Below are 15,876 nucleotides of genomic sequence, written 5' to 3'. Positions count from 1 at the left end.
TCCCTTTATCGGTGAATCCGGCCCGTCAGACGTGACGGCCGGAGAAGAACGTCTCGCGCAGCGTGCGCATCCACAGCGGCTGCGCGTCGGCCAGCGCGAGACGGCGCTGCCGCGCGAAGCCATGCCGCGCGAGATGGTCGGCAACCCGCGTGTGGCCGGCCGGAACGGCACAGCCGACCGCTTCGGTACGCAGGTCGTCGAGAAACAGGTAATGCACGACGGACGGCAGCCAGCCGGCCACGCGGTGCGCGCCGCGCCAGCGCGGCTCGCCGACCAGCATCCGCAGCCCTCGGTCGTAGTCGCGCGCCGCGACGTGCGGCGCGAGCGCGTCCTCCTTCAGCCAGAACGCCTCGAAATACGCGAACGGCTCGCCGTCGAAACAGCCGACGAGCGGTGTTACGTGCGGGTCGGCTTCCTGCGCGCCTTGCGCGCTGTGTTGCGCGGGCCGTGCGCCCGGCCAGCCGTCGCGCACACGCGGCTCGTCGAACCAGCGCGCGAGCCGCTCGGTGTCTTCCGCCGGCTGCCAGCCGCGCAGCGTGAAGCGCACGCCGAGCGCCGGCAGGTCGCGCGCATAGACGTCGCCGCGCGGGGCGGGCGGCCGGCGCGGATGACGCCGGCCGTCGGTGATGGTCGGCAGCGTCGCGCACGGCAGATGCGGGCCGGCGCGCCACAGGTCGGCCTGTTGCGCCCAGCCGTCGCGCATGCAGCGGCCGCCGTCGGCCAGCACGCCGCTCGCGCGCAGCGCGTCGAGCGCGCCCGCCGGCCCTGCGGCGGGGTCGAGCCGGATCGCCGCGTGGCGCGCGCTGTCCGAAAACGCCGCGGCCAGTGCGGCCAGCAGCGCCCGCCGCTGGTCGGCCGGCGCCGCGCGATGGTTGTACGCGACGAGGCGCAGCGCGCCGTCGTCGCCGAGCTGCGCGCGCAGCAACTGCGCGCCGATCCCGTCGCCCTGCGCGACGCGGATCTCCGCGCCGTCGCGCGCGGCGAACAGGCCGTCCGCGAACGCGAGGCGGTAGGTATCGAGCATCGTGAATCCGTCCGGGCGCACTTCAGCCAGCATGACGCGCCTCCTGCCCCGCTTCCGCGTGCGCATCGAGCCGCGCGCCGAGCGCCGCCAGCGTCGGCGCCGCGAACACGTCGGCGACCGTCAGCGCATGGCCGGCACGGCTCGCCGCGTCGACGAAGCGCACGACGTCGAACGACGTCGCGCCGGCTTCGAACAGGTCCGCATCGGGCTCGGGGGCGGCCGTCGAGAGCGTGTCCGACCACAGCGCGGCGAGCACGGCGGCCGCATGCGACGGCTTTGCGTGGAGCGGTGTCGCGGCGTTGGTACGTACGCCGGCCGCCGCGTGCGTGGCGGCGTGCGCATCGGGTCCGCCGAGCGCCGCCTGCGACGCACCGGCGAAACGCGCGACTTCGTCGTGATACAGATCGACGAGCGTCTCGACGAAATCGCGCGCGAGCAGTTCGTCCGCATACGAAAACGCGGCGCTCACGCGGCCGTCCGGATGCTCGACGATGTCCAGCTCCAGCGTGAACACGACGCGATGGCGCACGTCGTCGAATCCGGCCAGCGACAGGCCGGCCCAGTCGCGCGCGGCGGCGCCGGTCGGGCGGAGGTAGTTGTACATCACCTGGAACAGCGGATTGGCCTGCGCGGCGCGCGGCGCACGCAGCGCGGCCACGACGTCGGCGAACGGCACGTCGGCATGCGCATACGCGGCGAGCGCCGTGTCGCGCACTTGCGTCAGCACGTCCGCGCGGCGCGCGGCCGGATCGATCCGCGTGCGCACGACGACCGAGTTGATGAAGAGGCCCAGCGCAGTGCGGGCCGCGTCGCCCGTCAGCTCGCGCGTCGACGCGAGCACGCCGACCGGCTGGTCGGCCACGCCCGTCGCGCGGAACAGCGCGGTATTGAGCGCCGCGTGCAGCAGCATCGGCAGCGTCGCATGCGAGGCCGACGCGGCGTCGCGCGCGGCGCGAATCAGCGGCGCATCGAATTCGAACGCGATGCGGGCCGCGCGCCATTGCGGCACGGCCGGCGCGTCGGCGCGCTGCGGCAATACGCGCGACGGCAGATCGGCGAGCGCATCGCGCCAGTACGCGACGCGCGCCGGATGGCACGGCGCGGGCAGCACGAGCGGTTGCGCGGCCGGTTCGACGGCTCGATCAGCCGGCGCGGCGCTGCGTTGCACGCGGGCAACATAGCGGGCGCGCACCGCGTCGAGCCACAGCTCGATCGATTCGCCATCCGACACGATGTGGTGGATCGTCACCGACAGCACGTGATCGTCCGCCCCGAGCCGCAGCACGCGAGCGCGCCACAGCGGCGCGTCGGCCGCGAGGTCGAACGGGGCGAGCGCATCCGCGTCGGTCAGCGCGGCCGCGCGAGCCAGCGCATCGGCTTGCGCCGACAGGTCGATTACCGGCAGGTCGACCGCAACGTCCGCGTCGATCCGCTGGCCCGGCAGCGCGCCGTCGCGGACGACGAGCCGCGCACGCAGCGCCGGATGCACGGCCGCCGCCTCCGCGAACGCGGCGCGCAGCGCATCGACGTCCAGCGGGCCGCGCACGCGCAGCGCGACCGGAATGTTGTACGCGGCGCTGTCCGGCTGCGCGCGCCACAGGAACCACAGGCCGAGTTGCGCGGGCGACAGCGGCCACACGCCGTGCGCGTCCGGTTTGGCCACGGCCACGCCCGGCGCGGTGGCGCCGGAATGCGCGGCGCGCGGCGCATCGGCCACTTGCCGCGCGTATTGCGCAAGCACGGGCGCCTCGAACAGCGCGCGCACCGGCACGTCGCGGCCGAGCCGTTCGGCCACGCGCGTCGCGACGCGCACGGCCGCGAGCGAATGACCGCCGAGATCGAAGAAGTGATCGCCGCGGCCGACGCGTTCCAGGTTCAGCACGTCGCACCAGATCGCCGCGAGCGCGGCTTCGTCGCCGTCGTGCGGCGCTTCGTACGCGCGTTCGACACGCACCGGCGCGGGCAACCGCGCCCGGTCGACCTTGCTGTTCGCGTTGCGCGGCAGCGCGTCGAGCACGATCAGTTGCGCGGGCACCATGTAGTCGGGCAGCGTGCGGCGCAGGTGCGCGTCGAGCGTCGCGGCTTCGACCGGCTGCGCGGCCGCCTGTGCTTCGGCGGTCAACTCGACGTACGCGACGAGCTGCGCGAGCGCGCCCTGCCCGTGCACGACCGCGCAGGCTTCGCGCACCGCGTCGTGCGCGGCGAGCTGCGCTTCGATTTCGCCGAGTTCGATGCGCAGGCCGCGCAGCTTCACCTGGTGATCGACGCGGCCGATGAAATCGAATACGCCGTCCGCGCGGCGCCGCACGAGATCGCCGGTACGGTACAGCCGCGCGCCCGGCGCGCCGTACGGATCGGGCACGAAACGCTCGGCCGTCAGCGCCGGGCGGTCCAGGTAGCCGCGCGCGACGCCGATGCCCTCGCCGCCCAGGTACAGTTCGCCGATCACGCCGACCGGCAGCGGATGCAGCCGCGCGTCGAGCACGTGCGCGGTGCGCGCACCGACCAGCGTGCCGATCGGCAGATATGCGGCGTCGCCGAGCTTCGCGAGATCGTCGCCGGGGCGGAACATCCACAACGTCGGCGTGATGACCGTTTCGGTCGGGCCGTAGCCGTTGACCACCCGCACGTTCGGCAGCGCGCGGCGCAGCATCGCGAACGCCTCGCGCGACGTCGCCTCGCCGCCGACGGTCAGCGAACGCAGCGTCGGCGGCGCACCGTGCGCGAGCGCCCATTCGGCGAGCTGGGCCGCGCAGCCGGGCGGCACGTAGGTCATCGTCACGCCGTCGCGGATCATCATCGCGCAGGTCTGCGCGGGCGGCCACAGCACGTCGGCCGTCACCGACACGGCGGCGCCCGACATGTACTGCGAAAACCAGCCTTCGTGCGCGCCGTCGAAATTGACCGACTGGAACAGCAGGAACACGTCGTTCTCGCCCGCGCCGTAGCGCTCGGCGATCGCCGCGCAATGCAGCGCGAACGACGCGTGATCGACGATCACGCCCTTCGGCTTGCCGGTCGATCCCGACGTGTAGATCGCATACGCTGCATGGCCGGGCAGCACGGCCGGCAGCGCGACGTGCGCGGCTTCGTCGAGCGCATCGATTGCGTCGGCGCGCCAGATGCGCAGTTCAGGCAATTCGGGCAGCGATGCGGCGCTCGCGGCGTCGGTCAGCACGTGCGCGATGGCCGCATCGCCGACGATCTGCGCGAGCCGTTCGCGCGGATGAGCCGGATCGAGCGGCACGAACGCGGCGCCCGACTTCAGCACCGCGATCAGCGCGACGAGCAGGTCGACCGAGCGCTGCAGCGCGACGCCCACGCGCATCTCGGGCCGCACGCCGGCCGCCACCAGATGGCGCGCCAAACGTGCGGCACGGGCATCGACCTCGCCGCGCGTCAACGCGCGGTCGATATCGGCGACGCCACGTGCGTCGGGCCGCGCGTGCGCATGCGCGGCGATGCGCGCATGCACCGGTACGAACGGCTCGGCGTCGGTCGCGCCGGCCGGCGCGTTCCACGCGAAGAGCTGCGCGCGTTCGTCGGCGGGCAGCCAGTCGAGATCGCCGATCGGCATCTCGGGACGCGCGAGCGCATCGGTCAGCAGCGTGACGAAGCGCGCGGCCAGCCGTGCGATCGCATCCGCGTCGAACAGGTCGAGCGCGTAGATGAAGGCGGCGTCGAACGTGCCGTCCGGCGTCGCCTCGACGGACAGCGTCAGGTCGAATTTCGCGGACGGCGTGCCCGACGGCAGCAGCGCGGCCGACGCCGCGCCGAGCGGCGGCAGCGCGCGGCGTTCGCCGTATGCGGCCATCACCTGGAACAGCGGATGGTGACTCGCGCTGCGCGGCACGCCGAGCGCGTCGACCACCTGCTCGAACGGCACGTCCTGGTGCATCTGCGCGTCGACGAGCGCGCGCTGCGTACGCGCGACCAGCGACGAGAAATCGCCGTGCGCGGGCACGTCGACGTCGATCGCCAGCGTGTTGACGAAGAAGCCGATCAGGCCGGCGACTTCCGCGCGTTCGCGGTTCGCGGCCGGCACGCCGACGCAGATCCGCGCGTCGCCGGTCGCGCGCGCCAGCAGCGCATCGAGCGCGGCGAGCAGCACCGCGAACGGCGTCGCGCCGGACGCCGCCGCGAACGCACGCAACTGCGCGCCGATACGCGCGTCGAGCGAAAACACATGACGCGCGCCGCGCGCACTGCGACGGGCCGGCCGCGCGGACGCGCCGGGCAGCGTCAGCACGCCGCGCTGCGGATCGAGCCGCTCGCGCCAGAATGCGAGCTGACGGTCGCGTTCGCCGGCATCGAGCCAGCGGCGCTGCCACAGCGCGTAGTCGGCGTACTGGATCGGCAGCGGCGCGAGCGGCACCGGTTCCCCCGACGCATACGCGCGATAGAACGCCGCAAGCTCGAACAGCATCACGCCCGACGACCAGCCGTCCGACACGATGTGATGCACGGTCAGTGCGAGCCAGTGATGCGTCGCGTCGAAGCGCACCAGATGCGCGCGCACGAGCGGCGCCGTGCCGAGATCGAACGGCTCGGCTTCATCGGCCGTTGCCACCGCTTCGGCGCGCGCCGCGCGCTGCGCGTCCGGCAGCGCTTCGAGATCGGTTTCGCGCCACGGGCAGCGCAGCGGTGCGTGGATCGTCTGCGCGACGCCGTCCTGCGCTTCGTCGAAGGTCGTGCGCAGCGCCTCGTGGCGCGCGATCAATGCATCGCATGCCAGACGCAGCGCATGCACGTCGAGCGGCCCCGTCAGCGCCAGGCGCTCGGTGATGTGATACGCGTCCGGCGCATCGATCAGCCGCGCGTGCAGCCACAGCCGCGTCTGCGCGAACGACGCCGGCACGCGATCGCCGCGCGGCGTGCGCGGCGGAATCGGCAGTACGCGGAAGTCGATGCCGGCCGCGCCGAGCTTGTCGATGAAGACCGCGCGCTGCGCGTCGGGCAGTTGCGCGAAACGCGTCGCGAGCGCGAGCCAGTCGGGTTGAACCTTCGTCATCCGTCGTCCTTATTGGGTTTCCAGTTCGCCGAGCAGCGCGTCGATCGCGCTCGCCGCATCGGTCGCGCCGCGTGCCACGCAGGCCGCGTCGATCGCTTGCGCGCAGCGCGCGAGCGTGCGCGTATCGAACAGCGTGCGCAGCGGCAGCGCGAGCCCCCAGTGCAGGTTCGCCTGCGCATGGGCCTGCGTCGCGAGCAGCGAGTGGCCGCCGAGCAGGAAGAAATCGCCGTCGCGGCCGATCGCGTCCACGTGCAGCACGCGTTGCCAAATTGCCGCGAGCGCGCGCTCGGTATCGGTCGCGAGTTCGACGGTTTCGCTTGCTTCGCGCACCGGCGCGGGCAGCGCATGGCGGTCGCACTTGCCGTTCGGCGTGACCGGCAACGCATCGAGCTCGATCAACTGCGACGGCACCATGTACGCCGGCAGTTGCGCACGCAGCGCGTCGAGCAGCGCCGCACGGTCGAGCGGGCCGGCGTCGCCGCGCGCGACATAGCCGATCAGTTGCTCGTCGCGCACGATCACGACCGCATCGTTGACGCCCGGCGCCGCGCGCAGCAGCGCTTCGATCTCGCCCGGCTCGATCCGCTGGCCGCGCAGCTTCACCTGCGTGTCGACACGGCCGAGGTAGTCGAGCGCGCCGTCCGCGCGTCGGCGTGCGAGGTCGCCGGTGCGGTACATGCGCGCGCCCGGCACGAACGGATCGGGCACGAAGCGCTCGGCGGTGAGCGCCGGACGGCCGAGATAGCCGCGCGCGAGGCCCGCGCCCGCGAGATACAGTTCACCGGTCGCGCCGGCCGGCACCGGCTGCCATGCGGCATCGAGCACGTGCAGTTGCAGGTTCGCGATCGGATGGCCGATCGGCACCGCGACCGCCTGCGCGTCGTCGGGGCCGCAGGTCCAGTGCGACACGTCGATCGCGGCCTCGGTCGGCCCGTACAGGTTCACGAGCGTCGCGTTCGGCAGCAACCGCGCCATCTTCGCGACGAGTTCGGGCGCCAGCGCCTCCCCGCTCGCGACGATCAGGCGCACGCTGTCGCATTGCGCGGCGGCCGAGAAATCGTCGAGATACGCGGCGAACGCGGCGAGCATCGACGGCACGAAATGCAGCACCGTCACGCCGTGCGCGTGGATCGCGGCGGCCAGGCGCGCCGGGTCGCGGTGGTCGCCCGGCGCGGCGATCGCGAGCTTCGCGCCGATCGCGAGCGGCCACACGAACTCCCACACCGACACGTCGAAACCGAACGGCGTCTTGTGCAGCACGACGTCGTCGCGCGTCAGCCGGTACGCGTGCTGCATCCACGCGATCCGGTTCGCGAGCGCGCCGTGCGTGTTGCCGGCGCCCTTCGGCTTGCCGGTCGAGCCGGACGTGTAGATCAGGTACGCGAGCTGCGCGTCGTCGATCGCGATGGTTGCGTCGTCGATCTCGCCCGCTTCGTCGGCCAGCAGATCCGCGACCGTCAGCAACGGCGTGTCGGCGCCCTCGCCCAGCGCGGCCTCGACCGGCTCGCGCAGATGCGCCTGCGTGATCGCGACGGCCGGCCGCGCATCGCGCAGCAGGTATGCGATGCGCTCGGCCGGATAGTCTGGATCGACCGGCAGGTACGCGGCGCCGGCCTTCAGCACGCCGACGAGCGCCATCACCATGTCGAACGAGCGCTCGACGCACAGTGCGACCGGCGTATCGGGCTGCACGCCGCGCCGGCGCAGCGCGGCGGCGATGCGCGACGTAGCGGCGTCGAGTTCGCGATAGGTCGCGCGCTGCACGCGGCCGTGAGCGTCCGCGTATTCGAGTGCGGTCGCGTCGGGCGTCGCGCGTGCGGCGTCCATGAATTGCAGATGCAGCGGCTGACGCTGCGCGTCCGGCCAGGTTTGCGCCGTGTCCTGCGCAGCCGCCAGCGCATCGCGGGTCGCCTCGTCGGCGATCGACAGCGTGCCGAGCCGCGCTTCCGGCGTACGGGCCAGCGCATCGAGCGCGCAGGCAAACGCACGATGCCAGGTCTCGACCTGACGCGCATCGACGCGTGCGGTGTCGTAGCCGTAGTCGATCGTCAGTTCGGCGCCGCTCTCGATCACGAGCGTCAGCGCGAAATCGGTCGCCTCGATGCTGCGTACGCCGCTCAACGCCAGCGCGCGCGGATCGGCGTCGCGCACCGATTCGTCGACCGGATAGTTCTCGAACACGACCAGCGTGTCGAACAGTGCGCCGCCCGACCCGCGCGCCCAGCGCTGGATGTCGGCGAGCGGCGTGTGCGCATGTTCGGCGGCCGCCGCGTTTTCGCGTTGCAGCGTTTGCAGCCAGTCGGCCGCACGTTGCCGCGGCGCCGGTGCGGTGATGACCGGCAGTGTGTTGATGAAGAGGCCGAGCACCGAGTCGACGTCCGCGAGCGCATCGGGACGGCCGGCGACGGTCGCGCCGAACGCGACGGCCGGCTGGTGCGTCATCCGCTGCAGCGCGAGCGCCCATGCGCCCTGCACCAGCGTGTTGACGGTCAGCTTCAGCGCGCGGGCGGTCTGCGCGACGCGCGCCGTCGTGTCGGCATCGAGCGTCGCGCGCCACGTGACCATCTCGGCCTCCGCGCGGTCGGCCGTGCGTTCCGCGATCAGCGTCGGTGCGTCGAGCCGCGCCAGGCGCTCGGTCCAGAAGCGCTCGTCGGCGTCGCGGTCGCGCGTGCCGAGCCATGCGATGAAATCGCGATAGCGCAGCGCCGGGCGGCTCGCGAACGGCGACACGGCGTCCGGGTCGCGGTAGTCGCGCAGCACGTCGGCGAGCAGGCGCGCGGTGCTCCAGCCGTCGAGCAGCACGTGGTGACGCGTCCAGACGACCCGCCACGCATCGTCCGTCACGCGGATCAGCGTGAGCCGCATCAGCGGCGGCTCGCGCCAGTCGAAGCCGCGCGTGCGGTCGGCCGCGAGCCACGCGTCGAAATCGGCGTCGAGCGTGTCGCCGCGCGTGCGCCAGTCGAGCTGCTCGACCGGCATGCGCGCGTGACGATGCACGCACTGCAGCGGCGCGGCCTCGTCCGGCATCACGCTCGTGCGCAGGATGTCGTGACGCGCGACGGACGCGTCGAACGCGGCCGCCAGCCGGTCGGCATCCAGCGCGGTCGCGGTCGCGACGAGCTGGTTCACGTAGCTCGCGTGGCCCGGCGCGAACAACGCATGGAACAGGATGCCCTGCTGCATCGGCGACAGCGGATACACGTCGTCGATCGCGCGCCAGTCGAGCGGCGCGCGTTCGATCGCGGCCTGCGTGAGTCCGGCGGCCTGCGCGAGCGGGAAATCGCCCGGCGTCGCGCCGGCGCCACGATGCGCGATGCGCGATGCGCATGCGTCGACGAGTTCGCGCAGCGCGGCCGCGAAGCGTGCGGCGAACGCGTCGATCGTCGCGCGTTCGAATTGCGGCGCACCGTAGACCCAATGCACTTTCAGCGTGCGCGCGCCGTCGCCGTCCGTGTCGAGGTACGCATGAATCGCGAGCGTATTGCCGAGCGGCCCTTGAGGATCGCGCTCGACACCCGTGCCGCCGAAACGCGGGACGAGCGTCGCATCGCGCGGCGCGTCGAACTGGCCGAGATAGTTGAACGTGACGCGCGGGCGCGGCACGGCAGCCAGCGTCGCACGCGTGGCCGCATCGCCGTAGTGCGCGAGCACGCCGAAGCCGAGCCCCTTGTGCGGCACCGCGCGCAGCGTGTCCTTGACCGCGCACAGCGTGTCGCGGGCCGTCGCCTCGACCGGCAGCGTCACCGGGTAATGGCTCGTCAGCCAACCGATCGTGCGGCTGGCATCCGCATCGTCGAACAGCGCTTCGCGGCCGTGTCCTTCGAGTTCGACCCGGCACGATGCGGCGCCGCGCGCGCCGGCCAGCGCCAGCGCGAGCGCCGCGCCGAGCAGCTCGATCGTCTGCGTGCGATAGGCCGCGTGCGCGTCGGTGAGCGCGGCGCGGGTCAATGCCGCGTCGATCGTCTGCACGACGACGGCCGCATCGGCGTTCGTCGCCGCTGCGTCGGCGTGATCGGGCACGATGTCGTCGCCCTGCGCCATGCCGGCCCAGTAGGCGGCTTCGCCCGCGAACGGCGACGCCGGCTCCGTCGCCGCGCGGGCGAGCCGTGCGGCCCAGGCGTCCGCACGCAGGCCCGGCTGCGACAGGCGGAGCGGCGTGCGTTCGCATGCGGCGCGGTAGCCGGTGTCGAGGTCGTCGAGCAGGATGCGCCACGACACGCCATCGACGATCGCATGGTGAATTGCCAGATAGAGTCGCGTCGAACCGTCCGGCAGCCGTGCCGCACACGCGCAGGCAAGCGGCCCGTTGCCGAGGTCGAGACGGCGTTGCAGCGCATCGAAGCGCGCCAGCGCGTCGGCTTCGTCGCGTGCGACGACTTCGACGAACGGCAGCGCGTCGTACGGCTTCGCCGCGTCGCTCGCGTGCCATGTGCCGTCAGCGCCGCGCGCGAAGCGCTGGCGGAATGCGTCGTGATGCGTGAGCAACGCGTCGAATGCGCGTGCGAAGGCGTCCGCATCGAACGTGCCGCGCACATCGAACGACACCGACTGGTTCCAGTGGCCACGGCGCGGGATATCGAGCGCGAAGAAGCGCTGTTGCGCGGGCGTCAGGATCGGCGTGTCAGCCGGTGTTGCATGTGTCGTTCCGACCGTGCTCGCCGGCTGCTGCGCGGCGACGGCCGTGTCATCCGTTTTCGCGATGCGCGCGAGTTCGGCGACCGTCGGCCCGTCGAACAGCTGCTTCGGCGTGAAGCGCACGCCGCGCTTGCGCGCCCGGGCGATCACCTGCAGCACGAGGATCGAATCGCCGCCGAGTTCGAAGAAATTGTCGTCGCGGCCGACCTTCGGCGCCTTCAGCACGGCCTGCCAGACGTCGGCGAGCACCGTTTCGATCGTGCCTTGCGGCGCATCGCCGGACGCGGCTGCAACCGGCGCGACGGCCAGTTCGCGCAATGCCGCGCGATCGATCTTGCCGTTCGCCGTCACCGGCAGACGCGCGAGCGCGACGAATTGCGCGGGCACCATATAGTCGGGCAGCTTCGCGGCGAGCGCGGCACGCAAGGCCGCTTCGTCGAACGCGGCGCCGTCGCGCATCACGACGAACGTCGCGAGCCGCAGGCGGCCGTCGTGCTCGATCGCGAGCGTTTCGGCCTGCGCGATCGGGCCGGCCGCGCGCACGGCCGCACTCACCTCGCCCGGCTCGACACGGTAGCCGCGAATCTTCACCTGATCGTCGATACGGCCGAGGAAGGCGACGCGGCCGTCCGTACGCAACCGCACGCGGTCGCCGGTGCGATACAGCCGCGCGCCCGGCGTGAACGGATCGGGCACGAAGCGCTCCGCCGTTTGCGCCGGGCGGCCGAGGTAGCCGCGCGCGACGCCCGGGCCGCCGAGATACAGCTCGCCGGTCGCGCCGGCCGGCACGCACGCGCCGAACGCGTCGAGCACCAGCGCGCGCGCATTCGGCAACGGCAGGCCGAGCGGCACGCCGCTCGCGGGATCGCGCGCATCGGCGGCGATCGACGCGGTGTCGCATGCGATCGCGCCGACCGTCGCTTCGGTCGGCCCGTAATGGTTGATCACGCGGCAGGCCGGCGCGAGCGCGGCCAACCGCGCGACGAGCGCCCACGTGAGTGTTTCGCCGCCCGTCACGAGCGCGTGGCGCGGCAGCACGTCGGCCGGCACGCGCGCATCGAGCAGCGCCTGCAGGTGGCTCGGCACGATCTTCAGCACGCCGACTTCACGGCGGCGCATTTCGTCGGCGAACAGGTCCGGATCGAACGCGCACGCGGCCGGCAGCAGGTGCAGCGTGCGGCCCGCGCACAACGCGCCGAACAGCGTCGTGTGGCCGAGGTCGGCCGCGACGGTCGACACCATCGCGAACGATGCGTCGGGCGCGAACGCGAGTTCGTCGAGCATCCCCTGCACGTAGTCGGCCAGCGCGCCGTGCGACACGACGACGCCCTTCGGCGTGCCGGTCGAGCCCGACGTATAGATCAGGTACGCACCCTGTTCCGGGTGCGGCGCGACGCGCGCGCCGGCCGCATGGGCGAGCGTCGCGTCCTGCGCGAGCGCGTCGACGTCGAGCGGCTGCGCGTCGATGCCGGCCGGCCACGCGGCCGGCTCGGCGACGAGCGCCCAGCGCACGCCGCAGTCGGCAGCAGCCGCCGCAAGACGCGCGGCCGGCTGCGCGGGGTCGAGCAGCACGGCCAGCGCGCCGGCTTTCAGCGCGCCGAGCAGGCCGACGACGAAACGCGCCGAACGCTCGATACAGACGACGACCGGCGCTTCGGCGGCCACGCCGCGTTGCGCCAGCGCCCGCGCGATGCGATTCGATGCGTCGTCGAGCTCGGCGAACGTCAGCGATGCCGATGCGTCGGCAAGCGCGACGCGATGCGGATACGCGGCCGCCTGCCGCGCGAATGCGGCAACGACGTCGGCATGTTCGACGCGCAGTGCACGGCCGTCGCGCGGCTGGCGCGACACAGCCGATGCATCGCACGGCAGCGCGGCCGTCGTCGCATGCGGCTCATGCGCGGCGGACGCGACGAGCGCCGCATAGCTGTCGAGCCAGGCACGCGCGGTATCGGCATCGATGCAGTCGGTCGCATAGGCCGCGACCAGTTCGATCCCGTTCGCGTCGTCGGTGAAATCCAGCGCGAAATCGAAGCGCGCGGCGAGATCGGGCCCCGGCGTCGCGACCGCCGTGGCGCCCGGCAGCACGCTGTCGTGCCGTGCGTCGAACTGCTGCGCGAATTTCACGCGCAGCCATTCGTCGCCGCGCTTGACGGGCGGCTTCACCGCGTCGACGACGCGCTCGAACGGCACGTCCTGGTGCGCGACCGCATCGAGCGCCGCGGTACGCGCCGCGTCGACGAGCGCACGGAACGGCAGCGTCGGCGCCACGCGTACGCGCAGCGCGACCGTGTTCAGGAAAAGACCCAGCAACGCACGCGTTTCGGGGCGCTGGCGATGCGCGACCGGCACCGCGACGACGACGTCCGTTTCGCCGGTCAGGCGCGACAGCCACGCGTCGAGCGCGGCCAGCAGCACCGTGAAGACGGTCGCCTGCGCGTCGCGGGCGAGTTGCCGCACGTCGGCCGCGACCGCATCGGGCAGGCGTACCGATACGCGCGCGCCGTGCAGCGTGCGTGCGTCGCCCGGCTGGCGATCCACCGGCAGCGCGAGCGGGCCCGGCACGTCGCGCAACGCGCCTCGCCAGTAGTCGAGCTGGCGCTCCCCCTCGCCGCCGGCCAGCATGTCGCGCTGCCAGTCCGCGTAGTCGGCGTACTGGATCGGCAAGGCGGGCAGCGACGGTTCGCGGCCTTCGGCATACGCGCGGTACGCCGCCGACAGTTCGTCGAACGCGCAGCGCGAGCTCCAGCCATCGGTGATCGCGTGATGCGCGGTCAGCAGCAGCCGGTGACGGTCGTCCGCGAGCGCGACCAGCGTCGCGCGCAGCAACGGGCCGCGCGCGAGGTCGAACGGTTCGGCCGCGTCGCGCTCGGCAAGACGCGCGGCTTGCGCGTCACGGGCAGCCGGCGGCTGTTCGCGCAGGTCGACCGCGGCGATCGACACCGGCAGATGCGCGTGAATCCGCTGCATCACGACGCCGTCGTCGTTGTCGACGAGCGTCGTGCGCCATGCTTCGTGACGCCCGATCACGTGATCGAGCGCACGCTGCAGCGCGTCGCGGTCGAGCACGCCGTCGATCGTCCAGTGCGCGGCGATGTGATACGCGGCGCTGGCGTCGCGCGTTTGCGCGAGCACCCAGAAGCGTTGCTGCGCGAGCGATGCCGCACGATCGACGTACGGCGCACCCGCCGCGGCCGCATCGGCCGGCGCGCCGCGCGCGGCAATCGCGGCCAGCGGTTCGCCGGTCTCGCGTTCCGCGCGGTCGACGGTTTCGGCCAGTTCGGCGAGCGCCGGATCGGCGAACAGCGTGTCGAGCCGCAGATTCACGCGCACGGCGGCACGGATCGCGGCCTGCAACTGCATCGCGGCGAGCGAGTCGGCGCCCAGCGCGAAGAAACGATCGTCGCGCGACGGCGTGACGTCGAGGCCCAGCAGCGTTTGCCAGATATCCGCGATCTGTTGTTCGGTCGGCGTGCGTGGCGCCTCGCCGGCAGCTTGCGTCGTGTCGCGCGCGGCGGCAATCCGCTCGCGCAGCGCGGCACGGTCGAGCTTGCCGTTCAGCGTATAAGGCAGCGCGTCGCAACGTACGAACCGGTGCGGCTGCCACGCGGCCGGCAATTGCGCGGCCACGTGCGCCTTCAATGCGGCATCGTCGGCCGCCGCGCACAGCGCGACGCACGCGATCAGCCGCGTCGGCCCGCTGGCGGTGTCGGCCAGCACGGCCGCGTCGGCCACGGCCGGGTGCGAGCGCAGGCACGCGGCGATTTCCGCCGGCTCCACGCGCACGCCGCGCACCTGGACCTGATCGTCGAGGCGGCCCAGATAATCGTATGCGCCGTCGTCGCGCAGGCGTGCAAGGTCGCCGGTGCGATAGACGCGCGCGCCGGGTTCACCGTCCGCATCGGGAATGAAACGCTCGGCCGTGAGCGCCGGGCGACCGTGATAACCGCGTGCGACGCACACGCCGCCGAGCAGCAACTCGCCCACCCCAGCGGCGTCGGCGCCGTCGATGCGCGCGACCCGCGGGCCGATCACGCGGCCGATCGGCAGCGACGCAAATGCGTCGTCGGCGGCCAGCACCGGCGTCTCGCCCGGTTCGACCGGCCACAGCATCGGCGAGATCACGGCTTCGGTCGGCCCGTAACCGTTGATCAGACGTACCGCCGGGAACGTGCGGCGCACGAATTCGAACGCCTGCTGCGGCAGCGCTTCGCCGCCGAACGCGAGCACGCGCAAGGCCGGCGGCACGCCGTCGCGCGCGGCGACGGCCGCGAATTCGCGCAGGTACGCCGGCGGAAATGCGGCGACGTTCACGGCTTCGCGCACCATCAGCGCATGCGCGGCGTCCGGCGCGAACGGCTGCGGCGGCGCCACGACGATGCCGGCGCCGACCGCGAGCGGCGCGAGCCAGCATTCGTGCGCGGCGTCGAAGTTGACCGACGCGAAATGCAGCAGACGGTCGCCGGCCTCGATCGGCAGCGCGGCCGCGAGCGCGTCGCAATGCGCGGCGAGCGGCCCGTGCTCGACGACCACCGCCTTCGGCGTGCCGGTCGAGCCCGACGTATAGATCATGTAGGCGGCCGAACGCGGATGCACGGTCACGATGTCGTCATCGAACGCGGGATCCTGCGCGACGCCCGATGCCTTCTCCGTTGCGTCGAACGCGTGTTCGAACGGCGTGCCGAGCGCCGCGCGGCCGGCGGCGTCGACGATGCCGTGGCGCAATTGCGCGTCCTGCACGATCCAGTCGAGGCGCGCGGCCGGATGGCGCGGATCGAGCGGCACGAACACGCCGCCGGCCTTCAGCACGGCCAGCAGCGCGACGAACAGGTCGCCGGAACGCTCGACACACACGCCGACCCGCACTTCGGCGCCGACGCCGGCCGCGCGCAGGCGCCGGGCGAGTTGCGATGCGCGTGCGTCGAGCGCACCGCGCGACAGGCGCAGGTCGTTCTGGAAAGGCACCGCGATGGCGGGCGCGTCGGGCGCGATGCGCGCCAGTTCGCGGATTCGGTGATGCAGCGCAGTCGGGAAACTCGTCATGTGCGTGAAATCCTTCGGTCCGGCCGCTTCGGCCAAGTCTCGGGGCCGCTTGGGGCGGCTTCACTGGTGTGACGAACGACGCGGCCGATTTTTTACCGCTTTGTGCGCAAAATGCGTGCGACCGCTTTTTTTTGACGATGTCGCTAAATATTTGCGCGGCCCG

At 72.7% G+C, this 15,876-nt stretch carries 3 protein-coding genes; all 3 read right to left on the bottom strand.

The window, feature by feature from the left end:
* Nucleotides 1-25: 25 nt before the first annotated feature.
* The 3 genes from AC3IFE_RS02590 to AC3IFE_RS02580 are packed head-to-tail and all read right to left on the bottom strand — an operon-like array spanning nucleotide 26 to nucleotide 15,713.
* Nucleotides 26-1,057 carry a GNAT family N-acetyltransferase gene (locus tag AC3IFE_RS02590; protein ID WP_489189507.1) on the bottom strand — a complete coding sequence of 344 codons (1,032 nt, stop codon included), beginning with the start codon at nucleotides 1,055-1,057 and terminating at the stop codon, nucleotides 26-28.
* Nucleotides 1,047-6,035 (bottom strand): amino acid adenylation domain-containing protein, encoded by a 4,989-nt coding sequence (locus tag AC3IFE_RS02585; RefSeq protein ID WP_489189506.1) that lies wholly within the window; start codon nucleotides 6,033-6,035, stop codon nucleotides 1,047-1,049. Before AC3IFE_RS02585 ends, AC3IFE_RS02590 begins: the two co-directional genes overlap by 11 nt.
* A 9-nt stretch (nucleotides 6,036-6,044) precedes the next feature.
* Complete coding sequence (locus AC3IFE_RS02580) at nucleotides 6,045-15,713, bottom strand: amino acid adenylation domain-containing protein (protein ID WP_489189505.1); 9,669 nt, start codon at nucleotides 15,711-15,713, stop codon at nucleotides 6,045-6,047.
* Between the last annotated feature and the right edge of the window lie 163 nt (nucleotides 15,714-15,876).

The organism is Burkholderia sp. APQ4-4ca (assembly GCF_057837105.1).
Note: the sequence above shows the minus strand (reverse complement) of the source record. Positions and strands in the feature narration are given on the sequence as shown.